Annotated in this window: 24 protein-coding genes and 3 pseudogenes; 14 read left to right on the plus strand and 13 right to left on the minus strand. The window is 62.4% G+C overall.

Features of this window, described 5'->3' with window-relative positions; all coding sequences use genetic code 11:
• Window positions 1-172: 172 nt before the first annotated feature.
• Both yghU and ACYU03_RS09930 read right to left on the minus strand, forming a co-directional pair.
• The gene (gene yghU, locus ACYU03_RS09925; protein ID WP_461890221.1) at window positions 173-1,015 is read right to left on the minus strand and encodes a glutathione-dependent disulfide-bond oxidoreductase; all 843 of its coding nucleotides are present in this window, start codon (window positions 1,013-1,015) and stop codon (window positions 173-175) included.
• A 218-nt stretch (window positions 1,016-1,233) separates the two neighbouring features.
• Window positions 1,234-2,022 (minus strand): DUF6216 family protein, encoded by a 789-nt coding sequence (locus ACYU03_RS09930; RefSeq protein ID WP_461890223.1) that lies wholly within the window; start codon window positions 2,020-2,022, stop codon window positions 1,234-1,236.
• A gap of 495 nt (window positions 2,023-2,517) precedes the next feature.
• Here ACYU03_RS09930 and ACYU03_RS09935 point away from each other — a divergent pair.
• The 3 genes and pseudogenes from ACYU03_RS09935 to ACYU03_RS09945 all read left to right on the plus strand — a co-directional run.
• Window positions 2,518-2,718: pseudogene (locus tag ACYU03_RS09935) on the plus strand (aldehyde dehydrogenase family protein); the annotation flags it as partial.
• Between the two features lie 143 nt (window positions 2,719-2,861).
• Entirely contained in the window at window positions 2,862-3,767 is a 906-nt protein-coding gene (locus ACYU03_RS09940; protein ID WP_461890225.1) for a DMT family transporter, read from the plus strand.
• Between the two features lie 319 nt (window positions 3,768-4,086).
• Window positions 4,087-4,596: a hypothetical protein gene (locus ACYU03_RS09945; protein ID WP_461890227.1), complete on the plus strand. Its 510-nt coding sequence runs from the start codon at window positions 4,087-4,089 to the stop codon at window positions 4,594-4,596.
• A gap of 18 nt (window positions 4,597-4,614) precedes the next feature.
• Here the strand turns inward: ACYU03_RS09945 and ACYU03_RS09950 are convergent, their stop codons facing one another.
• The gene (locus ACYU03_RS09950; RefSeq protein WP_461890229.1) at window positions 4,615-5,259 is read right to left on the minus strand and encodes a helix-turn-helix domain-containing protein; all 645 of its coding nucleotides are present in this window, start codon (window positions 5,257-5,259) and stop codon (window positions 4,615-4,617) included.
• 4 nt (window positions 5,260-5,263) lie between these two features.
• Entirely contained in the window at window positions 5,264-5,428 is a 165-nt protein-coding gene (locus ACYU03_RS09955) for a hypothetical protein (RefSeq protein ID WP_461890231.1), read from the minus strand.
• Window positions 5,429-5,608: 180 nt separating this feature from the next.
• Between ACYU03_RS09955 and ACYU03_RS09960 the strand changes: the two genes are divergently transcribed.
• Entirely contained in the window at window positions 5,609-6,577 is a 969-nt protein-coding gene (locus tag ACYU03_RS09960; protein WP_461890233.1) for a bile acid:sodium symporter, read from the plus strand.
• Window positions 6,578-6,804: 227 nt separating this feature from the next.
• Here the strand turns inward: ACYU03_RS09960 and ACYU03_RS09965 are convergent.
• Together ACYU03_RS09965 and ACYU03_RS09970 are read right to left on the minus strand one after the other, a co-directional pair.
• Window positions 6,805-6,930: pseudogene (locus tag ACYU03_RS09965) on the minus strand (spermidine/putrescine ABC transporter substrate-binding protein PotF); the annotation flags it as partial.
• A gap of 1 nt (window position 6,931) precedes the next feature.
• A pseudogene (locus tag ACYU03_RS09970) lies at window positions 6,932-7,216 on the minus strand (FAD-dependent oxidoreductase); the annotation flags it as partial.
• On the opposite strand from ACYU03_RS09970, the gene ACYU03_RS09975 reads away from it, so the two are divergent.
• Window positions 7,160-8,038, plus strand: a complete 879-nt coding sequence (locus tag ACYU03_RS09975) for a LysR substrate-binding domain-containing protein (protein WP_461891437.1) — start codon at window positions 7,160-7,162, stop codon at window positions 8,036-8,038. The pseudogene ACYU03_RS09970 and the gene ACYU03_RS09975 sit on opposite strands and share 57 nt — an antisense overlap.
• A 28-nt stretch (window positions 8,039-8,066) precedes the next feature.
• Here the strand turns inward: ACYU03_RS09975 and ACYU03_RS09980 are convergent, their stop codons facing one another.
• Together ACYU03_RS09980 and ACYU03_RS09985 are read right to left on the minus strand one after the other, a co-directional pair.
• Window positions 8,067-8,558 carry a MaoC family dehydratase gene (locus ACYU03_RS09980; protein WP_461890235.1) on the minus strand — a complete coding sequence of 164 codons (492 nt, stop codon included), beginning with the start codon at window positions 8,556-8,558 and terminating at the stop codon, window positions 8,067-8,069.
• A gap of 30 nt (window positions 8,559-8,588) precedes the next feature.
• Entirely contained in the window at window positions 8,589-9,206 is a 618-nt protein-coding gene (locus ACYU03_RS09985; RefSeq protein WP_461890237.1) for a LysE family translocator, read from the minus strand.
• Window positions 9,207-9,323: 117 nt separating this feature from the next.
• Between ACYU03_RS09985 and ACYU03_RS09990 the strand changes: the two genes are divergently transcribed.
• Window positions 9,324-9,776: an Lrp/AsnC family transcriptional regulator gene (locus ACYU03_RS09990; protein WP_461890239.1), complete on the plus strand. Its 453-nt coding sequence runs from the start codon at window positions 9,324-9,326 to the stop codon at window positions 9,774-9,776.
• 145 nt (window positions 9,777-9,921) lie between these two features.
• Here ACYU03_RS09990 and ACYU03_RS09995 read toward each other — a convergent pair whose 3' ends face one another.
• Window positions 9,922-10,896 carry a LysR family transcriptional regulator gene (locus ACYU03_RS09995; protein ID WP_461890241.1) on the minus strand — a complete coding sequence of 325 codons (975 nt, stop codon included), beginning with the start codon at window positions 10,894-10,896 and terminating at the stop codon, window positions 9,922-9,924.
• A 161-nt stretch (window positions 10,897-11,057) separates the two neighbouring features.
• Between ACYU03_RS09995 and ACYU03_RS10000 the strand changes: the two genes are divergently transcribed.
• The 8 genes from ACYU03_RS10000 to ACYU03_RS10035 all read left to right on the plus strand — a co-directional run bounded on the left by ACYU03_RS10000 (window position 11,058) and on the right by ACYU03_RS10035 (window position 19,275).
• Window positions 11,058-12,350 carry an MFS transporter gene (locus ACYU03_RS10000; protein WP_461890243.1) on the plus strand — a complete coding sequence of 431 codons (1,293 nt, stop codon included), beginning with the start codon at window positions 11,058-11,060 and terminating at the stop codon, window positions 12,348-12,350.
• Between the two features lie 12 nt (window positions 12,351-12,362).
• On the plus strand, window positions 12,363-13,118 hold the full coding sequence (locus tag ACYU03_RS10005) for a class II aldolase/adducin family protein (RefSeq protein ID WP_461890245.1): 756 nt from the start codon (window positions 12,363-12,365) through the stop codon (window positions 13,116-13,118).
• Window positions 13,115-14,044, plus strand: coding sequence for a 2-hydroxyacid dehydrogenase (locus ACYU03_RS10010; RefSeq protein ID WP_461890246.1), 930 nt, complete (start codon window positions 13,115-13,117; stop codon window positions 14,042-14,044). The genes ACYU03_RS10005 and ACYU03_RS10010 overlap by 4 nt, the downstream gene beginning before the upstream one ends.
• Before the next feature lie 26 nt (window positions 14,045-14,070).
• Window positions 14,071-15,297, plus strand: a complete 1,227-nt coding sequence (locus tag ACYU03_RS10015) for a Zn-dependent hydrolase (RefSeq protein ID WP_461890248.1) — start codon at window positions 14,071-14,073, stop codon at window positions 15,295-15,297.
• A gap of 153 nt (window positions 15,298-15,450) precedes the next feature.
• The gene (locus tag ACYU03_RS10020; RefSeq protein ID WP_461890250.1) at window positions 15,451-16,794 is read left to right on the plus strand and encodes an MFS transporter; all 1,344 of its coding nucleotides are present in this window, start codon (window positions 15,451-15,453) and stop codon (window positions 16,792-16,794) included.
• 70 nt (window positions 16,795-16,864) lie between these two features.
• The gene (locus ACYU03_RS10025) at window positions 16,865-18,190 is read left to right on the plus strand and encodes an OprD family porin (protein WP_461890252.1); all 1,326 of its coding nucleotides are present in this window, start codon (window positions 16,865-16,867) and stop codon (window positions 18,188-18,190) included.
• Between the two features lie 63 nt (window positions 18,191-18,253).
• Window positions 18,254-18,640: a RidA family protein gene (locus tag ACYU03_RS10030; protein WP_461890254.1), complete on the plus strand. Its 387-nt coding sequence runs from the start codon at window positions 18,254-18,256 to the stop codon at window positions 18,638-18,640.
• Window positions 18,640-19,275: an RraA family protein gene (locus ACYU03_RS10035; protein WP_461890256.1), complete on the plus strand. Its 636-nt coding sequence runs from the start codon at window positions 18,640-18,642 to the stop codon at window positions 19,273-19,275. Before ACYU03_RS10030 ends, ACYU03_RS10035 begins: the two co-directional genes overlap by 1 nt.
• Before the next feature lie 141 nt (window positions 19,276-19,416).
• Here ACYU03_RS10035 and ACYU03_RS10040 read toward each other — a convergent pair whose 3' ends face one another.
• The 4 genes from ACYU03_RS10040 to ACYU03_RS10055 all read right to left on the minus strand — a co-directional run bounded on the left by ACYU03_RS10040 (window position 19,417) and on the right by ACYU03_RS10055 (window position 24,689).
• Complete coding sequence (locus ACYU03_RS10040; RefSeq protein WP_461890258.1) at window positions 19,417-19,851, minus strand: hypothetical protein; 435 nt, start codon at window positions 19,849-19,851, stop codon at window positions 19,417-19,419.
• Between the two features lie 182 nt (window positions 19,852-20,033).
• On the minus strand, window positions 20,034-21,365 hold the full coding sequence (locus ACYU03_RS10045) for a di-heme oxidoreductase family protein (RefSeq protein ID WP_461890260.1): 1,332 nt from the start codon (window positions 21,363-21,365) through the stop codon (window positions 20,034-20,036).
• Window positions 21,362-22,660: an ABC transporter substrate-binding protein gene (locus ACYU03_RS10050; protein ID WP_461890262.1), complete on the minus strand. Its 1,299-nt coding sequence runs from the start codon at window positions 22,658-22,660 to the stop codon at window positions 21,362-21,364. Before ACYU03_RS10050 ends, ACYU03_RS10045 begins: the two co-directional genes overlap by 4 nt.
• Window positions 22,647-24,689: a TonB-dependent receptor plug domain-containing protein gene (locus tag ACYU03_RS10055; RefSeq protein WP_461890264.1), complete on the minus strand. Its 2,043-nt coding sequence runs from the start codon at window positions 24,687-24,689 to the stop codon at window positions 22,647-22,649. The genes ACYU03_RS10050 and ACYU03_RS10055 overlap by 14 nt, the downstream gene beginning before the upstream one ends.
• Window positions 24,690-25,086 lie beyond the last annotated feature (397 nt).

Raw genomic sequence — 25,086 nt, forward strand, 5'->3', positions numbered from 1 at the left:
CCTGGCGGTTGCTGGGGAAAAACCGCTGGATCCCGGGAACACTTTCGTTGTTTTGATGAAAATGATTGGGCATCGGGACCTGCATGACTCCGCTCTTGCAGGCGCCGACGGCGCCTACTAAAGACAGCAGGCCTCGATTCTTGTGTGGCAGCTGTATTGCCTGTGATGGCTACTACCGGTCCAAGTCTTGTGCCGCATGCCGTTCCGGCACCTGGCTTTCCTCGTCTCCCCACGTGCGGTTGACCCGCTGCCCGCGGATGACCGCTGGCCGGCTGGCTATTTTTTCGGCCCAGCGCTGTACATGGCTGTACTCCTGCACCGCGAGGAACTCACCTGCCGAGTACAGGTTGCCCCGCGCCAGTTGGCCATACCAGGGCCAGACGGCGATATCGGCGATGGTGTAACTGTCGCCCGCCAGGTACTGGCTCTCGGCGAGCCGGCGATCCAGCACATCCAACTGACGCTTGGCCTCCATGGTGAAGCGGTTGATCGGATACTCGAACTTCTCCGGCGCATAGGCATAGAAATGCCCGAAGCCACCACCCAGGTAAGGCGCCGAGCCCATCTGCCAGAACAGCCAGTTCAGGGTTTCTGCACGCCCGGCCGGGTCGGTGGGCAGGAAGCAGCCGAACTTCTCGGCCAGGTACAGCAGGATCGAGCCTGATTCGAACACACGGATCGGCGGCTCTGTGCTGCGGTCGAGCAGGGCAGGGATCTTCGAGTTGGGGTTGATCTCGACGAAGCCACTGGAGAACTGCTCGCCCTCGGTAATACGGATGAGCCAGGCATCGTACTCGGCACCGCTGTGCCCCAGCGCCAGCAGCTCTTCGAGGAGGATGGTGACCTTGACCCCATTGGGCGTGGCCAGGGAATAAAGCTGCAGTGGATGCTTGCCTAGCGGCAACGTCTTCTCATGGGTCGGCCCGGCGACAGGCCGGTTGATGCTGGCGAACTCGCCACCCGATGGTGCGTCATGCTGCCAGACCTGGGGCGGAACATAGGGTGTCTTGCTCATGGGACGAACCTCCTGGATTGCTCGAGGCTGGGAGTCGGGTCGGGATGAGAGCCGATCGCTGTGGCCACGTGGGGGTACTTCTATGCCATGCAATGGGACAATGGGGCAATACTCGGGCTTGATATGGCTGAGGAGCCTAGCCAGTCAGGGGTGGTTGGCCGCCCCTGAGCATCTTTACAGATGGCGCTACTTGGTATTGGCATCTGGGCCTGTTGAGGCTAGGCATTTAGCTTACGGTAAAGCTTGTTGGCGATCTCGGCTGAGATCAGCCCCTTGGTGATAAAGGCAATGAGCAGAATGACCATGGATATGATGACTGCATTGATCAAGCGCTGCTCTTGGATGGACTGTTCAATAAAGTCCTGTGGTGGGGTTTTGAGTAACTCGCAGATCACTTCGTTATCCTCTGGAGTTAACACGACCTTGCCGGCTTCACAGTCGCTCTTGTTTAGCTCCCAGCCGTTGCGACTCCAGGACATTGCTACTTGCCCGTTTGTCCAAAATGCAGTACGCGTCTTTTTAATTGTCAGGAAGGCTTCATCAAATTGGTTGAAGGTGCCCAGTAACCCAATCAATAGCAACAGCACAAGCATTATGAACCCAGCTGAAGTCTTGCGCATGATGTAGTGGGGGTTCTTCATCTTGACGGCTTCCGGGTCGAAAAAGCGTTTGGCTCTGATCAGGTCACCTAACGCAATATCGTGAATGTCCATCCAGTTTAATGTCTTGGTGGCGCTGGACTTGCTAGGAAAACGGATACCTGTATAGAAACGCATTGACTCGACATCTCGTAGCTGTTTCCACTGCGTATTCAGGTAGCTGTCGGTGAACTCCTTGTCTCCTCCCAAGAGTCTCCAGATTCGACCAAACAGAAAATGCGCAGATCCTGCTCTTTTCCAGGAAAACAGTACGAGAATAAGGATGCCAAGGGCGTACAAGATTGGTTGAGAGTCGTTGACCAGCGAGATGATTGCATTGGCGATTGAAAAAGCGTGTTGGGTGGCCATGTGATTCCTTGGTATATCAGCGCTTCCTATGCTGACCGACATTGTTCCCATGCAGGCTTCCAGCGTCCTCTGGCAGTCGTTTGGACTACACCTTGATGTGAGCCTGCAGGGGGTTAGATGGTCAGGAGCAAGCGCTCGGTAAGTGGAGCGGCTTTAGCGGCCCATCGCGAACTCTGCTAACGCCCACTGGCTCACTGCATTTCTCGATTATTACAGCCGACTCGGGAGCTGTAGGAGCGGGCTTGCCCGCGATGCGTTGGCACTGGCAGCACTGTAGTAAGGCAAGGACTTCGTCCTCGATCGCGGCGTACGGTATGCAGGCCCGCTCCTGTAGGTCCCGTTTCGGCCGCAAAAATTGAGGCAGGCTGGGCCATATGGTTGGCACAGCTGGGGCCCGGAGCGCTGAGATCGAGAGTGAAACCGCTCCTTGAGGATGCATTGCCAGCGCATCGCAGGCAAGCCCGTTCCATGGCCTTGTGTGCCTCAGTCATGGGCGGCGTCTTCGAGGACGGCTCGTGGTCGAAGCTGCAGCCAGGCGAGCGCAAGCACATCCTGCTGAAGTTCGCCCAACTGCTGGAAGACAACGTCCACGAGCTGGCTGTGCTGGAAAGCCTGGACAGCGGCAAGCCGGTCAGCGAGTGCCAGAACGTCGACGTGCCGGAAACCATTCACACCATCCGCTGGCACGCCGAACTGCAAAGGGCTAGACCAATGCTGCGGCGCTGCGGCGCTGCGGGCCCCGGGTCACCGGTGGCCACACAATCCCCAATTTCGAATGAACCCGTGCACAGGTCCACTGGGGAGTGGCTGCGTGCGCATACTTTAAGATTTGACTGCCCATGATCGCTTCAGATGCAACCGGCGTCGTCCAGGGGACGAGCCACCGCAATGCCCTGGTCGTTGCCCACATCGCCGCTGTGCTGTTCGGCTTGACCGGCATCCTCGGCGCCCTCATTCATGCGGACGCGAGCCTCATCACCTATGGCCGTGCTGCCTTTGCCGTACTCGCCCTCGGCGTGGTCGCGCAGCTGCAGCGCCGCGCCCTGTTCAAGGGGCTGGACTGGCGCAAGCTCGGCGTCATGGTGTTCAGCGGCGCGCTGTTGGCGGCCCACTGGGTGACCTTCTTCATCGCCATCAAGGTCGGCGGTGTCGCTGTGGCGACCCTCGGTTTCGCCAGCTTCCCGGCTTTCATCGCCTTGCTGGACCTGCTGGTCTTCCGCGACCGCATCGGTGCCAGCGAGTGCATGCTGTTGCTTCTGGTGAGCATCGGCCTGGTCCTGGTCGTACCTTCGTTCGACCTGCTCGACCAGGGCACGGTCGGCTTGCTCTGGGGCTTGGCCTCGGGCCTGTCGTTCGCGCTGCTCGCCATCACCAACCGCCGTGCGGCCAAGGGTATGGATGCGCTGCAGGTGGCTTTCTGGCAGAACGTGACCGTGGCCGTGCTGGTGACACCGTTTGCCTTGGATAGCCTGCTGGGGCAGGGGCTGCAGATGAGCGACTGGGTCTATCTGGCGCTGTTGGGCGTGTTCTGCACCGGCTTGTCGCAGTACCTGTTCGTAAAGAGCCTGGAAGGGCTCGAGGCGCGCAGTGCCGGGATGATCATTGCCCTGGAGCCGGTGTATGCGATTGCTTGTGCGTGGTGGTTGTTCGGGGAGCAGCCGTCGGTGCGGATGGGAGTAGGGGCTGGGGTGATCATCCTGGCCACGGTGCTTTCGGCCTGGGGGAAGGTAGGGGTTGATCGTTGAGGCCCCGCGATCAACCTCAAGCCAGGCGCCGATGGCCGCGTTTATTTGATGCTGTTTAGATCAAATATGCATTTGGGTTATGAGCATAGATCTATTTGGGATATCCATTGCGGCGTTATGGCTGTGAAGAGCAACAGCTTGGCTGTGATTGCGTCGAAGTCGCTGTCATGACGCTCATGGCGACAGCGATCAGTGCTGCTTCGCTTGCTCTGGCAGCGCCTGGGGCTGCTGCGCCGGCATCTTGTTGCGCCAGCGCGCACGCCTAGAATCGGCCTCATCAACTTCACACCCTATCGTCGAATTTGAAGAGGATTTCACCATGATGAACGCAATGCAGATGCCGATGAGCGCCAACATGCCGATGATGCCAATGATGGGCATGCCGATGATGATGGCGACCATGACCTGCAAGATGGTCGAAGACGGCATGATGTGCACCATGAAGCCGGCGGCCGGCATGGACATGGCCATGTTCAAGAACAGCGCCGAAACCATGCAGATGATGATGAACTGCGGCATGCCGATGATGATGCAGTGCGCCAACCTGTCCATGCTCTGCATGTCCCAGGCCGCCATGGCCATGAGCATGAACATGCCGATGATGAACATGCCGATGGCAATGAACGGTATGTCCATGCCAATGATGAAGTGCATGATGGAGTGCACCATGATGGCCGATGGCATGACCTGCAAGTTGATGCCGATGGCGGGCATGAGCATGGACATGATGAGCAACTGCTGCATGCTCATGACCAAGATGATGAACGATTGCAGCATGCCAATGATGATGAGCTGCAACGGCATGCCGATGATGTGCTGCACCTGCTGAATCGGGTCGCCGCGTTCTTCAGTCGCGGCGCTCGGGGTGGGTGACCACCAGATAAGCCACGGCCTCGCTGTCTACCGGGTTGCGGTAGCGGTGGGGCTGGTCGGCATAGAACACGATCGAATCCCCGGTGGAGAGCAGGAAGCGTTCCTCGTTCACACTGATCTCCAGCGCCCCTTGGGCGACGACCAGGTTCTCCTGGACGCCCGGCCCATGCCCCTGCGAGTACTCCTCGCCCAGTGGGCCCACCCGTAGCTCGTAGAATTCCACTTGGCGCGATGTGTCGTACGGGTAGAGCGCCCGGCTGACGAATGCACCGCTGGCGCTGACCAGTCGTTTACTGTCGCGCGCAGGCATCAATGTCACGCCATCGCATTCGCGGTGCTCCAGAAAGGCAGCGACCGATACCCTCACACCTTTTGCGATTTTGCACAGCACCTTGATCGACGGCACGCTGCGCCCGGACTCGATCTGCGCCAGCATCGCCCGGCTGACGCCACTCAACCGGGCCAGGGCGTCCAGCGACAAGTGACGTTTGCTGCGCAGGCGCTGCAGGTTTTGCGCGACGCGGTAGCCAATGGCATCGTCGTCGTTCGGCTCGGTTTCTTGCATCAGGGTCAAGCTCGGATCATTCGTTGTCGCCAGGAAACGGCTCGGCGTGGTCATGCCGTCACGCCTGGCGAGGTGCTTTCGCCGAGGCCAGGGCCTCACGCCATTGCTGTGCTGCGAGCCCCGCCTGTTGCGCATACATTGCCCACATCAGCCGCCCTAACTGCTGTGCTTGCTTGCGCTTGCGGAACTGGACGAAGTCGACAACGTTTTCAGCGTGGCTCATGGAAAGGATCCTTGTTTGCACTGTGGGGCCTGGGCTGAGACTACGGTGTCTTTCTTAGATCTAGAAATACTGAATTTTCATTGTGTAATGCTTATCTGGAATGAGTGAGCGATGCAGGCCGGACACGCTGCAACCCTGGCCGCTATGCGACAATGCGCGATTTCAGGTGGGGGAGAGCGGATGTCGCGGGACTGGCTGGAACAGAATCAGATAGCGCTGTATTTCGCCGTGGTGATCATCGCGGCTATCTCAGGCTTGGCATCTGGGGGCGTTGCCGAGTTGATGAGCGGGATCATCACCCCAGCGATCGCCGTGCTGATGTACGCCATGTTCCTGCAGATTCCATTTCTCGAGCTGCGCAAGGCATTCGCCAATCGGCGCTTCGTCGGGGCGTTGCTCATGGCCAACTTCGTGTTGGTGCCGTTGCTGGTCTGCTTGCTGACTTTGCCGCTTTCCGCAAACAAAGCCTTGCTGGCCGGCGCCCTGCTGGTGCTGTTGACCCCTTGCATCGACTACGTCGTGGTGTTCACCCACCTGGGTAAAGGCGATTCGCGACTGATACTGGCCGCCACGCCACTCTTGCTTTTGCTCCAGTTGCTGCTGTTGCCGGTCTATCTGCAGCTCATGCTCGGGGCAGAGGCTGGGACGGTGATTGCTGTCTGGCCATTTGCCGAAGCCTTTCTGCTGTTGATCGTCGTGCCCTTGGTCCTGGCGGTCGCAACCGAGCTGGGCGGGGCACGCTCAGCGGCGGTGCGCCGTTGGAGCGCAGCCTGGGCCTGGCTGCCGGTGCCAGCGATGGCGGCCGTGCTGGTGGCGGTGATCGGTTCGCAGATCGCGGTGGTCGTGCAGCAACTGGCGGTATTGGCGCCGTTGCTACCGGTTTACGTCGCCTTCCTGGTACTGGCGCCTGTGCTGGGTGTGCTCAGTGCGAAGGCGTTCCGCCTGGACACGCCCGCTGCGCGGGCGGTGGTGTTCAGTGCCTCCACGCGTAACTCGCTGGTGGTCCTGCCATTGGCAATGGCGCTTCCCGAGCCTATCAGAGGGTTGGCCGCCGCGGCCGTGATCACCCAGACCTTGGTAGAACTGGTCGGTGAACTGGTCTACCTGAGGGCGGTGCCTGCATGGGTAAAAGGCCGCGGAGCGCCGTAGGTAGGAGCGAGCGTCGGCCGCAAGCATTACGCCACAGGCCATCCTGCTTAGGTATTGGTCTTCAGCTTGGTCCACAGGCGGGTCGTCAGCCGCGCGATTGCAGCGGGGAGTTCCTCTACGGTGAACAGTTTTTCCATGACGTTCTTCGGTGGGTAGATCGCCAGGTCTTGCTTCACGGACGGAACCAAGTATTCATCTGCTGCGCTGTTGGGGTTGGCGTAATGAGCGGTTCCCCACATGTATGGGTAGCCATACTGGTTGCCTGGGTCGTTGACTTCGAGTTTCTTCATCAGCACCGAGTCAAGATTGTGCCAGTTGGGCAGTTGGCTTTTATCGAGCTTCTGGATAGCGCCTCACCCGGCGGTCGGGTGGCAGCCGCACCGTGGCGCCGAGCGGCCGGGTGGACAGCACGCCCCAAGGCTTCACGGCACCGATCGCGCGGAACTCCTCGTCGCTCAGTGGGCGGGTAAGGCTGGCGCTGAGCTCCATGGGGAAGGTGCCGCTGCCTTGTACCCCCACACGGGGAACGAAGGCATTCAGGCAGACCAGGACCTGCTGCGCTTCAATGCTGCCGTCGCTGCCCTGGGCGCGCAGGCGCCCTTTGTCCAGGCGCTGCAAGCCTGTGATATAGGCAGTTTCACCCAGGCCGCACAGTCCCTCTGCCTGACGCAAAGTGCGGTAAGCCGGAAAATCCAGCAATTGGAGGGGCATTTCGGCGTGCCGATGTTCGTGCGCAACAGTCGGAACATCCGCTTGACGGCCGAGGGCGAACAGGTGCTGGCCAGTGCCCGGAACATCCTGGAGCAGTTGAAGGTACTCGAGGGCAGGATTGCCCCGCACAAGCGGCCCTTGCGCATACGCATGCACGTGTCGTTGGCGGTTCGCTGGTTGCTGCCCAAGCTGAGTGACTTCTACCTGCGCCATCCGGACATCTCCCTGTCGATCGAGACCGTTGCAACCGAGGTCGTCGAACCGGCCAGCGACAGTGACGCCTATATCCTCTATTTGCCCGAACCTTCCTCCGACCCAGCCTGCCTGACCCTGGTCGAGGAGGCGTTGGTGCCGGTATGCGCCCCAGGCCTGGGCAGCCCGGAGCAGCCATTGGCGTCGATGGATGACCTGGTGCATTTCGCACTACTGCACCGTTCGACGGACAAGCAAGCGTGGATCGACTGGTTAGCCGCCAATGGCGGCAAGTCGCTGGAGGACTATCGGCACATCCCCTTCAACCTCGACGCACTGGCGCTCGATGCGGCGGCACGAGGCCTGGGTGTCGCCATGACCGACATGACACTGGCCGAGGAGTCCATCGAACGCGGCGTGCTTATCATCCCGTTCGGCGCCCCCTTGAAGACCGGAGGCGTCTATTCGCTATGCCCGCAACCCTCGGCCGCCACCCATCCGGCATGGACGCCGGTCAGGCAATGGTTCGCCCAGCAGGCCGGGCAGGGCTCGGGTTGACGGTGGCGTATGGGGACCCGCTATCACGTCAGGCATTGCTCCGGCGGGTCGCAGCACCATTGCTGGGATCGCCCTCTGCGATCATCTCCATCAGGCGGGCCCGTTCTTTGGTGCCTGGGATGATGCCAGTGGTTTCGGCCTCCAGTACGGTGACGCCCTCGGCGTTGGATATCGTGACCGTTGCCTTGGCTCTGCCGCGCTCGTCAACGTCAACGATCACCCAATGACAGGTGATCGTATCGCCTGCATAGACCGGCTGTTTGAACCGAAAACTCATGCCTGATGCCAGCCAACCGATCTGTCCGCCTATCTCGGTGAGCAGGCTCGCCGTGAGCAGTCCATGGGCGATCGGTGCCTTGAAGTTGCGTATGTGCGCAGAGGGGCTGTCGACATGTACGGGGTTGTAATCGCGGGAAACCCGGGCAAAACACTGGATATCCCGGGCTGAAATACACCGACTGAGGGTAAACGAATCACCCGTGCGCAGCCCTTCGGCGGCCCGTTGCCTGAAACTCTTCATCGAAACTCCTCGTCTCCTTGGGAAGGCGGATCATGCCAAGCACTGTTCGGCGAGCAAGATTAGCGCAATGACGATCATCGCCGTCCCGGAGAGTCGGCTGACGAATTTCGCGGCCAATGGCCGGGTCTGCAGCACCGCCCGTGCGCTGAAGCCAACCAGCAGGTAGATCACGCCGCAGCTGACAGCATGCACCAGGCCCAGCGCGATGATCTGCACAGGGACTGGCCAGTCCGCCATCGGGTTGGTGAATTGTGGCAGCAACGCCAGGAACAGCAGGAACACCTTTGGGTTGAGGCCACTGACACAGACGCCCTTGACCGCCCACCGGGACCATGACTCGTTCGCCTGGGCTTCGGCGGCTTGAAGGAGGGAGGGGCGCAGCACCATGCCGATGCCTAGCCAGAGCAGATAGGCCGAGCCTGCCACCGTCAGCACAGTGAGCGCCACGGGATGCCTGCCCACCAGGCTACCGACTCCGGCTGCAACTACGATGGTCGCCACCAGGTGTCCGCAAAGCAGGCCAGCGACAGCAGGCACGACCATGCGTCTTCGCATGCCGGCGCAAATCGCATAGGCCCAGTCCACGCCGGGCGTGATGACAAACAGGAACGATACGGCCCAGAACGCAGCCAAGATATTGAGGGTCACTTCGGTTTTGCCTTCTCAAGGTTGTGATTCATGTCCTGAGAAGATTAAGGAATTACTGATAGGATTATCTTTTGAATATCCCTCTTTTCTAGATGCAGAAGGAAAGCTTCTTCTACTATGGACCGCATCGATCGAAAGATTATTGCCGAGCTGCATGTCGACGGTCGGCTCTCGTTGACTGAACTGGCGGAACGTGTGGGCTTGAGTCTTTCTCCCTGCCACCGAAGGGTTCGTGCGCTTGAAGAGTCCGGGGTTATCACCGGGTACCGCGCTTGCCTCTCACCCAGCGAGCTGGGCCTGAACTTCTCGGCCATCGTTTTTGTCACCCTGCGCGAAGGGCATCGGCAGGCGGTTGGAGATTTTGAGACGGCCTTGCTGGAGATCCCCCAGATCGTCGAGGCGCAGCGCCTTTTCGGTGATCCGGACTATCTCCTGCAAGTAATCACACGGGACCTGCCCGCTTTCCAGCAGCTCTACGACAATCGGTTGTCCAGTTTGCCGAATGTGCAGCGCCTGACGTCCACCCTGGTGATGAAACGGGTCATTCAGGATCGATCCTTGCCGATCTGAGGGCCTGGCAACGTATAGTGCGGCGGCTATGGCTCGGCCAGTACCTTCAGCAGCGCATTCCGGCGGTACGTAGGGCAATCCCCGGGGCGCTATGTGCGGGAGCTGGAACGGCATGCCAAGCGCGCTTGAAGGTCAGGGTGGCCAATCACCCCTCGGCGGTCGCGAGCCTGTGCTGGAAGTACTCCAGGAACATGTTTTCGGCGATGGTCATCTTCTGCTCTCGGTTCCAGAGCAGGTAGATATCGACGTCGACGATGCCCTCGGTTGGTGGCAGGCGCCACAACTGGCCCTGCTCGATGTCCTGGCTCAAGAGGTGTTCCGGTAGGCAGCCGATGCCGAATCCGGCGCAGACCAGGCGGTGTATTTCCTCGAAGCTGGAGGAGGAGGCGACGATGCGCCCAGTGAACCCCTGCTGGTCGCGAAAGATCGCCAAGGGCGAGAGATTTCCGCCGAGTTGATCGCTGACAAAGCTCACGAAGTTCTCGCCCTGGAGCTCTTCCAGAGACACGTCGTGGCGGCCGAAGAGGCGGTGGCGCCGGCCACAGAAAAAAGCGTAGCGCTGACGCAGCAGTTGGCGCTGTTCCAGCTTCGGCTGGGCAATGCGACACAAGCCCAGGCCCGCCGTAGCGGTCTTCTGCAACAGGGAGCTGATGATGTCGGAGCTGCGCATCACATCGATCTCCAGCTCCACGCGTGGGTGCGCCTGGTGGAACTCGGCGAGAATATCGTCGTAAAGCGCCGACTGCACACGGCTGATGCTCAACAGCCGCACCTTGCCCGCCACTGCATCGTTGCGCTGCTCCACCGCCGTGCTGATGCGCGAGACATCGCCATAGATGTCGGTGGCGATACTCAGGACTTCCTCCCCGGCGGCGGTGAGGTCGAAGCGCGGGCCACGCCGCAGGATCAGCGCACATTCCAGCTGTTCTTCCAGCCGTTTCAGCGCCTGGCTCACCGCTGACTGGGTGATGTGCAGCCGTGCCGCCGCACGGCTGATGCTGCCTTCCTGGCCGATCACGAGGTAGGTGCGTAGCAGATTCCAATCCAGTCGATCATTGAGGAAGCGACGGCCCTCCCACTTGTTGACCAAAGCGTCAGATTGCGGCGTAGGAACGGTCATCTCGACTCCTATTAGTAGCACTGCTAATGCGGTGAATAAGAATTAGCAAATTGACTAATTATAGCTGCGACGCGATAAAACACGAAAGCGCCAACAGAGCGCGACCGGCTTAGCCAGTTTCCACACCTGCCTTGATAAATAGTCCAAAAAAAGGGCCTTGCATGCACCAGTCCAGCCAGCACCGCCGCGCGGCGGCGGCCGCCTTTGTCGGCACCACGATCGAGTTCTACGACTTCTACATTTACGCTACTGCAGCGGCGCTTGTGCTTGGCCAGGTGTTCTTCCCCAGCTCCGATCCGTTTCTCAGCACCCTGGCGGCGTTCGGCACCTTTGCAGTGGGATTCATCGCACGGCCAATGGCCGGCATGGTCTTCGGCCACCTGGGCGACCGACTGGGCCGCAAGAAGATGCTACTGGTGACCATGGCGCTGATGGGCCTGGCCACCACCGGCATTGGTCTGCTGCCGAGTTATGCCAGCATCGGTATCTGGGCGCCGATCGGTCTGATCGTACTGCGCATCATCCAAGGCATTTCGGTGGGCGGCGAGTGGGGAGGGGCGGTGCTGATGGCCAGTGAACACGCACCGGCCAAGCGCAAGACCTTCTATGCCTCCTTCGCCCAGTTGGGCAGCCCGGCCGGTTTGCTGCTGTCGCTGATCGCGTTCCGGGTGGTGACTTCGCTTGAGCCGGAGGAGTTTCTCGACTGGGGTTGGCGCATCCCGTTCCTGATCAGTGGCCTGTTGATGCTGGTTGGGCTGGCCATCCGTTTTGGCGTGGATGAGTCTCCGGAGTTCAAGGCCGTGCGTGAGAGCGACGAGACCGCGAAATACCCAGTGCTGGAAGTGATGCGCACCTGCTGGCGGCAGATCCTCTTCGCCGCATTGGCTGTCACCATCGGTTCGGCCGGCTTCTTTTTCACCAACACCTTCATGATCACCTACGTCACCCAGTACCAAGGCATCGACCGTGCCACCATCCTCGACTGTCTGTTCCTGGTGACCGTCCTGCAGTTTCTTTCCCAGCCGCTCTCGGCGCTGCTGGCCGAGCGCATCGGCGAAGGGCGCTTCCTGAAACTGGTGGCGTTGCTGTGCATGGCCGTGCCGTACCCGATGTTCATTCTGGTGGGCACCCAGAACCTGGTGCTGATGACCCTCGGCATCGCGCTTGCGGTCATTACCCTTTCGGCGCTCTACGCGGTGATCGCTGGCTACATGGCCCAGGCCTTCCCGACGCACTTGCGCTACTCCGGGATCTCCATCGCCTACCAGCTGATCTGCGCCATCGCTGGGGGCAGCACGCCGATCATCGGCACGCTGATCGCCAATCAGTTCGCCGGCCAATGGATGCCGTTGGCCTTCTTCTTCACGTTCCTTTCCGCGCTTTCCCTGATCGGGGTCTGCGGCCTTGCCCGCCTGCGTGGCCAAGTGCAGCACACCCCGGCCTACGCTCGCTAACCAGGAGTTTTTATGAGCAAGCCTCACACTGTCAGTGACGTTGAATGGCAGGCCCGCTGCGAGCTGGCCGCCCTGTACCGGTTGACTGCGTACTTCCGGATGACCGATCTGATCGACACCCACATCACGCTGCGTGTCCCAGGTCCCGAGCATCACTTCCTGATCAATCGCTACGGCGTCCTCTTCGACCGCATGCGCGCCTCGGACCTGGTGCGTATCGACCAGGACGGCAAGGTGGTCGATGAAGCTTTCGGCGAGCGCCGGGTCAACGCCGCCGGGTTCGTCATCCACTCGGCCATCCATATGGCTCGCCCGGACCTGGCCTGTGTGGTGCATACCCATACCGCCGCCGGGATCGCGGTGTCCGCCCAGGAACAGGGCCTTTTGCCCATCAGCCAGCACGCGCTGAAGTTCTACGGCAAGTTGGCCTACCACCAGTACGAAGGCATTGCCCTGTCGCTCGATGAGCGTGAGCGGCTGGTCGCGGACCTCGGGCCGCACAAGGCGATGATCCTGCGCAACCACGGCTTGCTGGCCGGCGGCAGAAGCGTGGCTGAGGCCTTCCATGAGATCCACTTCCTGGAGCGGGCCTGCCAGGCACAGGTCCAGGCGCTGGCCGGCGGTTCCAAGCTGATCTACCCGGCCGAGGACGTGTGTCGCCACACCGCCGAGCAGTTCGAGCGCGACGACTCCGCCGAAATCATCACGCTCAGTTGGAACGCCGCCTTGACCCTGATCGAATCCCAGCGCGAGTCCTACTGCTCATGAAACCGTTAGTACTCTTGTCCGCCGACAGCGTGCTGCTCGGTCAGCTCAAGGATGCCTTTGCCCGCCGGGCGCCGGAGCTGCAGGTGGTGCTCGCTGACGAACCGGCGGCCCGTGAAGCGGTGGTCGCCGCCTGTTGGTTCCCACCGGCCGGCAGCCTGGGCGCCTTGCCAAACCTCAGGTTGATCCATTCGGTTGCCGCCGGGGTCGATCACCTTGCCACCGACCCTGAACACGCCGAGGTACCGGTCTGTCGCGTGGTCGATCCGGCGCACCGCCAGGGCATGGCCGAGTACGTGCGCTGGGCGGTGATCCACTATCACCGTGACTTCGACCGGGTACTGGCCCAGCAACAATCGAAACTATGGCGGCGTCATCCGCAGAAGCGCGCCTCGGACCTGCGCGTCGGCATCATGGGGCTGGGCGCTCTAGGTGGGTCCATCGCTGCCGAGCTGGCCGCCGCCGGGTACGCCGTGCGGGGTTGGGCACGTACGGCCAAGTGCATCGAGGGTGTGACGACCCATGCCGGAGAAAAGGGCCTGGCTGGCTTCCTCGATGGCCTCGATGTGCTGGTGAACCTGCTGCCGCTGACTGAGGCGACACGCGGCATATTCTGCCATCGCACTTTCGAGGCCCTGGCGCCTGGCGCGGCGGTGGTCAACTGCGGACGAGGCCAGCACGTGGTGGTGGACGAGTTGATCGAGGCGGTGGAGAGCGGCCGCCTGCGTGGTGCGCTGTTGGATGTCTTCGAGCGCGAACCATTGCCGCCGGACAGCCGGCTCTGGACCACCCCCGGCATCACCGTTACGCCGCACATGGCCTCGGCCGCTTCCCATGATTGCATCGCCCTGCAGGTCGCGGATAACGCGCGGCGTCTGGAGGCGGGGCAGCCTTTGATGAACCTTGTGGATATGCGCCTGGGCTATTGAAGCTCTGACCAGAAGAGGAAACCAGCATGTTGAAATGCAATGGCGAGCGGCTGTGGGACAGCCTGATGCAGATGGCCAAGGTGGGGCCGACCGAGAAGGGCGGTAATTGCCGACTGGCGCTTTCCGCCGAGGACCGGGCCGGGCGCGAGTTGTTCAGCGGCTGGTGCCGTGACCTGGGCATGGAAACAGGGACCGACTCGATCGGCAACCTCTTCACCCGCAAGGCCGGGCGCAACCCGGCGTTGCCGCCGGTAGTGATGGGCAGTCACCTGGACACCCAGCCCAAGGGTGGGCGCTTCGACGGTATCTATGGTGTGCTGGCCGGCCTGGAGGTTGTGCGCCGCCTGGCAGAGCAGGGCATCGAGACCGAGCGGGCGTTGGAAATCGCCGTTTGGACCAATGAGGAAGGAGCACGTTTTACGCCGGCCATGCTCGGCTCGGCGGTGTTCACCGGCGACCTTCCACTGGAGCGCGCCCTGGCCTCGTGCGATGCCGAGGGCGTGAGCGTGGCCGAGGCCTTGGCGCACTCCGAACAGGCCGGCAACCTGCCGCTCGGGCGTGAGTTCGACGCCTACTTCGAGGCCCATATCGAACAGGGGCCAATCCTTGAGGATGCCGGGCTGCCAGTGGGTGTGGTTACCGGCGGCCAGGCCATCTGCTGGCTGGATATCGAGGTAACGGGCGTCCCCGCCCATGCCGGCACCACGCCGATGCCGTTGCGTCGGGATGCGCTGTTCGGGGTGTCGGAGATGATTACCGCGCTTGAGCAACTCTCCCGCGACTTCGCGCCCAAGGGGTTGGTGACCGTGGGCCAACTGAACATCGCCCGCTCCTCGCGTAACACCATTCCCGGCTGCGTCGCCTTCACCCTGGACTTGCGCCACCACGAGGATGCCGAGATTCGCGCCATGGAGGAGGCGGCCCGGGAGCGCATGGCCGCTATTGCCGATCACCGCGGGCTGTCGGTGGCGGTCGAGCGGCACTGGCTGAGCCCGGCCACGCCCTTCGACCCGGCTTGCGTCGATGCCGTGCGGCGCGCGGTGCAAGCGCTGGGTTACCCGCACCAGGACATCGTCAGCGGTGCCGGCCACGACGCTATTCACCTGGCGCGGCATTGCCCGACCACCATGGTGTTCATCCCTTGCGTTGGAGGCCTCAGCCACAACGAGGCTGAAGATGCTCTGCCGGATGACGTCACCCAGGGCTGCGACGTGCTGCTCAACGCGGTCCTGAGCCGAGCCAACAGAAACTGACCTATCCGAAGCACCCAGGTTGCCCGGACGCCATTCTCGCTGCCGGGCGCCATGGGCAGGCTTTGCCTGAAAAACAAGAAACAGCCGCAACCTATTGAACTGCCAAAAACAACGATACCCCATGCCCTAAGGGCACAAACCGGGAGAAATGGCATGACCAGCCCTGCGTTCACCGAGGTTGCCAGTGGGCAATCCGAACCCACGACCGACATGAAGAAAGTCGCAATTGCCAGCGTCATAGGCACGACGGTCGAGTGGTACGACTTGTTCCTCTTTGCCACGGCCTCGGCCCTGGTGTTCAACAAAATCTTCTTTCCTGGCTTCGACCCCCTGGTGGGTACGCTGTTGGCCTTTGGCACTTTCGCCTCGGCCTATGGTGCGCGCATCCTGGGCGCTGCCCTGTTCGGTCACTTCGGTGACCGCCTGGGACGCAAGTCGATGCTGCTGATCTCACTGCTGACGATGGGCGCGGCGACCTTCGGTATCGGCCTGTTGCCGGACTACGACGCTATCGGTATCTGGGCGCCGGTGTTGCTGCTGACGCTGCGGATCATCCAGGGCCTGGCCTTGGGCGGGGAGTGGGGCGGCGCCGTGCTGATGGCCGTGGAGCACGCGCCAAAGCACCAGCGGGGCCTCTATGGTTCTTGGGTGCAGATCGGCGTGCCGGCGGGCACTATGCTGGCCAACCTGGTCTTCTTGCTGATCGCCACTTCCATGTCCACTGAGGACCTGCTCTCCTGGGGTTGGCGCGTGCCCTTCCTGGCCAGCATCCTGCTGATCGCCCTCGGCCTGTATATCCGCCTGAACATCCATGAGACGCCGTCGTTCAAGGCGGTGGAGAAGACCGGCGCGCAGGTCAAGGTGCCATTGTTCGAGGTGTTCAGAAAGTACTGGAAGCAGGTGCTGCTGGGCGGTATTGCGACCATGTCCACCGGTACCTCCTACAACCTGATCGTCGCCTTTGGCCTTACCTATGGCACCCAGACCCTGGGCTTTTCGCGGGGCGAGATGCTGGTCGTGGTGCTGGTTTCCTGTGCCGCGTGCATTTTCATGTTGCCGTTTTTTGGCGCGCTGTCTGACCGTATCGGGCGCAAGCCGATCATCGTCGCGGGCATCCTCGCCGAGGCCCTGGTGGCGTTCCCCATGTTCTGGTTGATGGACACCAAGGCGCTGCCGCTGGTGTTCGCTGGCTACCTGCTGATGATGACGGCCTTCGCCGCCAACTACGGCCCCATCGCGACCTTCCTCGCCGAGTTGTTCGGCACCAAGGTCCGCTACTCGGGTTTGTCCATCAGCTACATGCTCTCGGGGCTGTTGGGTAGCGCCGCCACGCCGTTGGTGACCACGGCGCTGCTGTCGATGACGGGCAAGGGCTCTTCGGTGGCCTGGTACATGGTGGGTTCGGCGCTGGTTTCGCTGATTGCCCTGTTGCTGCTCACCGAGACCTTCAAGAAGGACCTCAATGTGGTGTCGGGCAACTCTCCCAGCGCCGCCTGATTCCCGATCCTTTCACGAGTGCCCGCCCCGAGCCGGGCGGGTTCCCTGCGCCCGAATACAGAGTCAAGCAATGAAAAAGATCGTCAAAAACCTCGGCTTCGCCACAGGTGCGCTTGCGCTTCCGTTCAGCCCCGCAGCCCTGGCGGACCTGTTGGCCGACAGCCAGGCCAGCCTCAACCTGCGTAACTTTTACTTCGATAACGACTTTCGCGACCAACCCGGCCCTGCCGGGCAAAGCAAGACCCAAGAGTGGGCCCAGGGCTTCATGTTCACCTTCACCTCCGGCTACACCGAGGGCCAGGTGGGGGTCGGACTGGACGCCATCGGCCTGCTTGGCCTGACTCTGGACAGCGGCGCCGGACGCCATCGCGGCAGTTCGATGATTGCCAATGATGGCGACGGTGCTGCCAGTGAATGGAGCCGCCTGGGCGTGACCCCCAAGCTGAGGTTGTCCAAGACCGAGGCCCGCTATGGCACCTTGATGCCCAAGTTGCCGGTGGTGACCTACAACGATGGTCGGTTGCTGCCGCAGACCTTCGTAGGCGGACAGATCACCTCGAATGAAATCGATGGCCTGACCCTCACTGCCGGCCGCCTGGAGCATGCCACTGGCCGTGGCTCCAGCGACCGGACCGGCCTTGCCGTGAGTGGCGGTACCCAGGAGAGCAACCAGTTTCTGTTTGCCGGCGGCGACTACAGCTTCGGCAAGGAGCTGCTGGCGCAATACTATTTCGCCAATCTGGAGGATTACTACAACCAGCATTTTCTTGGCCTGACGCACAGCTTCGCGATCGCCGAGGGACAGTCGTTCAAGACTGACCTGCGCTACTTCCGCACCACCTCCGATGGTGCCAACAGCACCGCCGCAGGGCGTGCTTCGGGCTACCGTGTCGGTGGTTTCACCGAAGACGGCACAGGCGAGATCGATAACCACACCTGGAGCGCCGCTTTTACCTACAGCATCGGCGGCCACGCATTGATGGCCGGTTACCAGGCGGTGTCCGACGGTAGCAACTTCGTGCAGCTCAACCAGGGCTCATTGGTGGACAAAGGCGCGGGCGGTGCGAGCATCTATCTGCACACCGACCGCATGCTTGCCAGCTTCAACCGGGCAGGAGAGCGCACCGGCTTCGCCCAGTACAGCTATGACTTCGCTGCGCTGGGGATACCTGGCCTGAAGGCGTCGCTGATGTACCTCAAGGGCAACCACATCCAGAGCGCCTCCAGCAGCGCAAGGTCCGAATGGGAGCGCGACATCGGGCTCGATTACGCGATCCAGGACGGAGCGTTCAAGGGGCTGGGGATTGCCTGGAGAAATGGCCTCCTGCATTCGCAACTGGAGCCGAACCAGGTACAGAACCGCCTGATCCTGAGCTACAGCCTGCCGCTCTTCTGAGCACCTTCCATATTGCCGCCGGCCAACCCGGCGGCGACCTGATCCGAACAGGAGATACCCAGCATGAAACGCATCAATGCAGCGCCTGGCACCATTGGCCCGGTAGGTCCTTATTCTCAGGCGGTGGTCAGCGGCCACCTGGTCTTCACGGCGGGACAGATACCCGCTTTGGGCAGCCTGGATGAACAACCTGCCAGCTTTGCCGAGCAGGTCAGGCAGACCTTCGCCAACCTGGCGGCGATTCTCGAAGCAGCGGGTTCCAGCCTGGACCATATCATCAAGGTCAATGCCTACCTCACCGACCCAACCCAGTTGGAGGCGTTCAACGAGGTCTACCGGGAAATACTCGGGCACGCGCCACCTGCCCGCACCACGGTCTGCGTGCAACTCTGGGGCGTATCGCTGGAAATCGATTGTGTCGCTCAACTGATCGATGCGGGGGAACGCTAATGGACAACGCCGTGTTCCAACACCTGATCGGGCAACTGGGCGAGGTGAGTTTCGCTACGCTCGGGCACTTCCTTGAGGAAGGATTCGTCAGCCATGGCATCCGGGCCATGGTGCCCAATGTCAGATTCATCGGCCGCGCCTTGACCCTGCGTGTCGCCCACGCCGATGCCGTGGCGGTGAACCGCGCGCTGGCTGCGTTGCAGGCAGGTGATGTGCTGGTGATCGACATGTCTGGCGACGACGCTCACGCCTGCGTAGGGGCGGTCACCCAATGCGCCGCGCAATGCGCTGGCGCAGTGGGGATAGTCGTGGATGGCGTGGTAACCGACGTTGCCGAACTGCGTGCCGCTGGCCTGCCGGTTTTCGCCCGCGGGACCACCCAGCTAACCACTAAGCTCCTTGGCGTGCCGGGCAGCGCCCTGAATGTGCCTGTCAATTGCGGTGGTGTAACGGTGAGCCCTGGCGATCTGGTGATGGCCGACGATAACGGCGTTCTGGTCCTGTCCGCCGATACAGTCGCCAGCGTTATCGAGCAAGCGCTGACATCCGACCGCAACGAGCCGTCACTGCTGGCCCGGCTGAAGAACGGAGAGCCGGTGGAGACAGTGCTGAGCATGGTGTCCGCCAGTCATTGAGCCAAGGCGTAATGCTGGTCATTTTGCGAGGGCTCTGACCTCGATTCGCTGGCAACCCGGCTCCCACAAGGTTCTGCGTCGACCAAGAACCGAGGCCTGCAGGGCTCTTGGGGGGCTTGCCAGCGAATGGGCCCCAAGTCATTAACTGCCGCCACCACCACCTGCGCCCCCAGCGCCGCCGCCAGTGCCGCCCGTACCACTGGCGCCGCTGCCGCCTACTCCACCCGAGCTGCCGCCGGAGCCACCTGAACTGCCGCTGGCTTCTGGGCTTCCCGTGCCACTTGAGCGATCCGTGCCATCGCCGCCGGTGCCGGTGGTGTCATTTCCGCCGGTGCTGCTGGCACCATTGTTGTCGCTGCTATCGGTATTGCCAGCGGTGCCGACAGAGTCGCTACCGCTGCCGTCGCCTCCAGTGTCCGCACCGCTCAGGGGGCTGGTCGCGTTGCCGGGTATCTGGCTGTCCTGAGGGCTGTTGCTGTTGCCGCTGCCGTCCATGTTGGTCGCTGCAAAGCTGACTGGCGCGGCGATACCCAGGCATAAGGCGAGGGCGAGATGGAGGGGGCGGATTCGGTTCATGGCGAAGCTCCTGTTCGGTTGACCATTGTTCATTCGGCCGCACGGACAGGAGGCGGGTGCCCGCTAGGCGACCAGCGGTTAGCAGTAGGATCGGCACCGTACCGGTAGGAGCCGGCGTCAGCTGGCGATGCACGGCGCAGCCTTGCCAGGAATGCTGGTCATGCAGACCGATCACTCGCGCATCACAACGACCGTAGAAAGGCCCGCAGCGCGCTGCGTTCATCAGCGGACAAACCAGCAAAGCGGCCCCGTGCCGCCGCTGCTTCGCCGCCGTGCCACAGAACGGCCTCGTCCAATGTCCTGGCCCGCCCATCATGCAGGTAGCCGCTCCCGGGATTGATCCGCTCGTTCAACCCCAACCCCCACAACGGCGGCGTGCGCCATTGCCGACCGTTGGCGAGAAAGTCCCCGCGGCCATCGGCCAGGCCTTCGCCCATGTCATGCAGCAACAGGTCGCTGTAGGGTTCGACTTGCTGTTGGGACAACGCCGGAAAACCAGAGTGGTGGCCAGTGGTCAAGCGAGGGCGGTGGCAAACAGCACAGCCGATCTCGCTGAACAGCCGCTCGCCCTGCATGATCTCGGCCTTGCCACGGTCGCGCCGTGGCGGCGGCGCCAGGTGGGCCAGATAGAAGTACAGGTCGCCGAGCTGCAGCGCATCGAGCTCCGGCTCCCCGCCACTGACTGCCTGGCGGCAGGCAAGCTGTACCGGGCTGCAGTTTTGTTCGGGGTACAGCGGCGAGGTGATGCCCAGGTCGCCATGCATGGCACTGGCGATCTGCTGGCGTAGGTCTGGCTGATTGGCCTTGAGTCCGAAGCGTCCGGCTTCCGTGCGCTGGCGTTCGACACTCCAGACCAGGTTGACCCGGCCCTTGACGCCATCTGGCTTAGCTTCGTCTGCCAGCCCCTGCAGGGTATTGGCCTCGATCGCTTCGAGCAGCCCGAGCCCGAACACCGGTGGGGCGATTCGCGCCGAGGTTTGCACGTCTCCCAGCGGACCATAGGCCAGTTCGCTGAAGCGCAGCTGTGGGCTGCGCAGGCTAACGGACTCGCCATCGGCCAGGGTCACCAAGCGCTCCTGCCAGACGACATGGGCGCGCCCTTCACCGGGCACGCCGGGAATACCCAGCTCGTTGAGCTGGTCACCATAGGCCGGATGGGGCGCTGGCCCGCCATGGGCATCGTGGCCGGCGACCGACAAGCGCACCAGCATGCTACGCATCGGCTCAGCAGGCGAGGCGGGTGCCTGGCCCCGGCCGTTCTTGGGGTGACAGGCTATACAGGTGATGCGGTTGTACAGCGGCCCCAGCCCGTCGAAGGCCTCGTCCCGTGAGGGCGCGATCACCCAGGCCTGGCGAAACAGGCTGCGGCCGCGATAGAAACGCTCCAGTTGTGTCTCACCCACCAGGCTCGGCAGCGGCCGGGCGAAGGCCTCACGGTTGTTCCCGGCCCAAGCCGAACCTGCGCTGGTGCACAGGCTCGCGAAGATGCCGAGCAATAGCGCATGCCGTTTCACAGGCCCATGGCCTCGAGCAATCGCGCGGCCTCGGCGTGGCGTGCGGCGCTGTGGAACTGCCAGGCGATTTCCTCGCGCCCCAGAGCGTTCGCTTCGCTGCTCGGCTGACGCTCCAGGCCGCGATCCTGGCGTTCGGCGAACAGCGCCAGCAACGCCGGGGACTGTGCTTGGGCAGCGCTGATCGGTGGCTCACTCAGGCACTCGCGCACAGCTCGCAAGTCACGTCCTGCCGCTTCGCCGGCGTGCCCCCGCGCCCACAGTTGCGTCAACCGCTGATGGGGCTGGCCGAGCCATTGCGTGAACAACGAAGTCACCAGGGCCAGGCGCTCCCGAGACACGTTGTCGCCATAGGCATAGGCGCCTTCGCGCGCCGCCGCGAACGGGTCATGGTAGCTGCGTGGTAGGTCGACATAGACGCTGGGGCGCACCGGCAACTTGCGGATGTCCGGGTCGGCCAACAGCTTCTGCCCTTGGGCAGACAGCACGAACTCGACAAAGGCTCGCGCGCCCTCGACATGCTTCGCCTGGGTGGTAATGGCGATATGCGCCGGGTTCAGGCCTCCATGGGCCGGATAGACGAAACCCACGTGCTCGCCATTGGCGATGGCCGAGGCGACGAAGAAGTCGATGGACACGCCTACCGCAGAGCGTCCGCTGGCCACCTCGTCGCTGACCAGGGTGCCACCGCGGCTGACCAGGCGCGATTGCCCGGCGATCTCGCTCCACAGCGCCCAGCCCTGTTCCCAACCGTAGGCGTTGAGCACGATATCCAGCATCACCGGGGCGAAACCAACCCTGGCCGGGTCTGGCAGGGCGATGCGTCCGCGCAGGCGCGCATCGAGCAGATCGGGCCAGTCCTTTGGTGCTGCCAGCCCCAGGGCTAAAAGGGACGGCGGGTGGGTGGCGAAGCCATAACCTGCCAGCTCGGTGGCCTGGTAGCGTGCGTGGCGATCACGCAGGGCTGTGCCCCCGATACGGGCCGGCAACCCCTCCAGGTCGACCCCCAGCGGCTGCCAGCCACCGGCCTTGGCCAGGCGGGTGAAGTTACCGGGCGAGGGCGCCCAGTAGACATCCACGCCACCCTGGTCCGTCTGCAGTAGGTAGGGCAGGGCATCGAAGCCCTGGCGCCAGAGGATCTGCAACCGGTACTGCGGGTGCTCGCGGGAGAAGGCGTCTTCGAACCGCGTCATCATCTCTTCCGGGTAGCTGGTCAGCACCACCACCGGCTGCGGAGCGGCCTGCGCGCTGGCCGAGCACAGTGCCAGGGCCAGCAGCCATGCTTTACAGCGGAACATTGAACTGCACGAAGTAGTTGCGGCCCATTTCCGGATAACCCTCGCTGTATTCATAGAGACGGTCGAACAGGTTGCGCACGCCAGCCTCGACCCTCACGTCGTTGCTGAAGCTGTAGCCTGTCTTGAGGTTGTACACCGCATAGCCGGCCGCCATCTGGCTGCCATCGGACATACTGTAGCGCCGCGACGCTGCCTCCACGCTGCCGGTATGGCGCCAGGCGCCACGGTTCCAGGTGGCCGAAGCGAACAGGTTGTGGCGCGGCGTGTCGATGGGGCGCAGCTCCGGGTTGCTGCGGTTCTCGCGGTCGAGCCAGGTGTAGCTGGCGCCCAACTGCCACTCGCCCAGGTCGCCCTTGAGCCCCAGCTCCAGGCCCTGATTACGGGCCTTGGCGATGTTCTGATACTGCCCGCATGGTGCCGCGCAGTTCGGCTGCGGGGCCACCGTCACTTGCTGGATCGAGTCTTCGATATTGCTGACAAACAGCGCCGCATCCAGCGACCACAAGGCCGCCAATGACCCGGTATAGCCCAGCTCGTAGTGGGTGGCGCGCTCGGACTTCAGGTCCGGGCTGGGGATCACCGTGCCGAAACGGGTCGAGTAGCGGTCCTTGATGGTGGCGAAGCGGCTCTTGCGCGCCACGGTCAGGCGCACCTGGCCATCGTGATCGATGTCCAGCAAGGGGCCGGTGTTGACGAACAGGCCGAGTTGGGCATTGACCGCGTCATCGCTGCCAGTGGGTTCGTCGTACAGCGTCTTGACCGTCGGTGAGGCGTCGTTGGTGCCAAAGTTCTCGGCGTCCAGACTCTTGCGGTAGTTGTAGGAAACGCCACCGACCAGGCTGAACACCTCATTCAGGCGCAGGGTGTCTTCCAGGGCGATGGACTGGGTCTGGTCGCGGAAGTGGGTTTGCGGGTCGCTGCCATCGCGGGAGCGGTGCACGTCTTCCTTGAAGTGGTAGGCGATGCCCAGGCGATTCCCTTCGCTCAGGGCCAGGTCGCCTTCGACCGAAAATCCTGTGGACTCGTCGTCGTATTTGCTCGGGAAGCCCGGCTGCATCGGCCCGACGATACCGTTGTTGTAGACGAAGCTCTCCAGCGAGTTCTTGAAGGTGTCGTGATAGACACGGGTCTTCAGGCCATGCTCACCAAAGCGTGTGTTGGTGGCGATGAACAGGCTGGTCTTGTCCCATTGCGGCCACTCCCACCAGCGCTTGCGCTGGCCGGTGGCGGGCAGGTCGCCGGCGTAGGTCGGCTGGCCCTTGCGCCCTTCCTGCTGGACATAGCCGAGCACGTATTCGTCGGTCTCGTTGGGCGTGAAGCCGAGCTTGAAGCTGAACTTGCCATCACGCTTCTTGCTGTTTTCCCGGCGCCCCTTGCCCTGCTGGTCATTGGTCGGCTTGAAGTCATCGGGCAGCAGGGTGTAGTCGTAGTTGACATAGGACACACCGCCCTGCATCCACCAGTTGCCCTGGTTGGAACCGACGTTGGCGTAGCTGCGGTAGGCGTTGACGTTGCCGTGATCGGTGAGTTCCAGGCCGCCGCCTACCTCGCCCTCGAACGCCTCCGTGGGCCGGCGCGTCACCAGGTTGATCGCGCCACCCAGGGTATTGGGCCCATAGAGCAGCGAGGCAAAGCCCTTGGCCACCTCGATCCGCGACAGGTCGTAGGTGGTGAAGCGCCCCAGGTCGATATTGCCGTCGTAGGGCACATAGGTCGGGATGCCATCGATGTATACCGGCACCTGCAGCCGGTCGAACCCCCGCACGAAGACCACCTGCTCAGCGCGGCCTCCCATGTAGCCCAGGTTCACGCCTGGCGCCAGTTCCAGCGCCCGGCCCACCGTTTCGCGGTCATGCAGGCGCATGTCTTGCTGTTCGATCACACTGCTGCCGGTGGACAACGTCTCGTCCTGCGGCGCGGAAATCTGGATTTCCCCCAGCGTGAACGCTTTGTCCGTCTCGGCGAGCGCAGCCTGCGCAGAGACAGCCGCGAGGGCGGCCATCAACGTACGGGGTACGAAGGGCATCATGACAACTCCTTTGTCGGCCATCGCCATGGGCGGCACCTGGCCTCGTTATATATTTTTATATACAGCGCAAGGCCTGAAACGCCCGACGACGACCCTCCCCAGGGCGTCGGCGAGCCAGGTCGCACGCAAGGAAAACACAGGCTGGCAGAACGCCAGGCCGCTGCGCATCCTAGCGCTGGTGGGCAGTGGTGACAACGCTGTATACAAAACTACATAGCGAAACGCTGTCGCGAAATGGCGCAAGCATTGCGCGCGCAGGCAGGCAGAAGGGACACTGGGGTAGTGGCTGAAGAAGCCGAATCAAAGGCTTAGCGCAGGAAGGCAGCCCAGGGCCCAATGCCAGTAGTCAAGGCCAATGGGTCCGCTGCGTGGCCCCATCGCAGGCTGCACCCCCACA

It is taken from the genome of Pseudomonas sp. X10 (genome assembly GCF_054889225.1).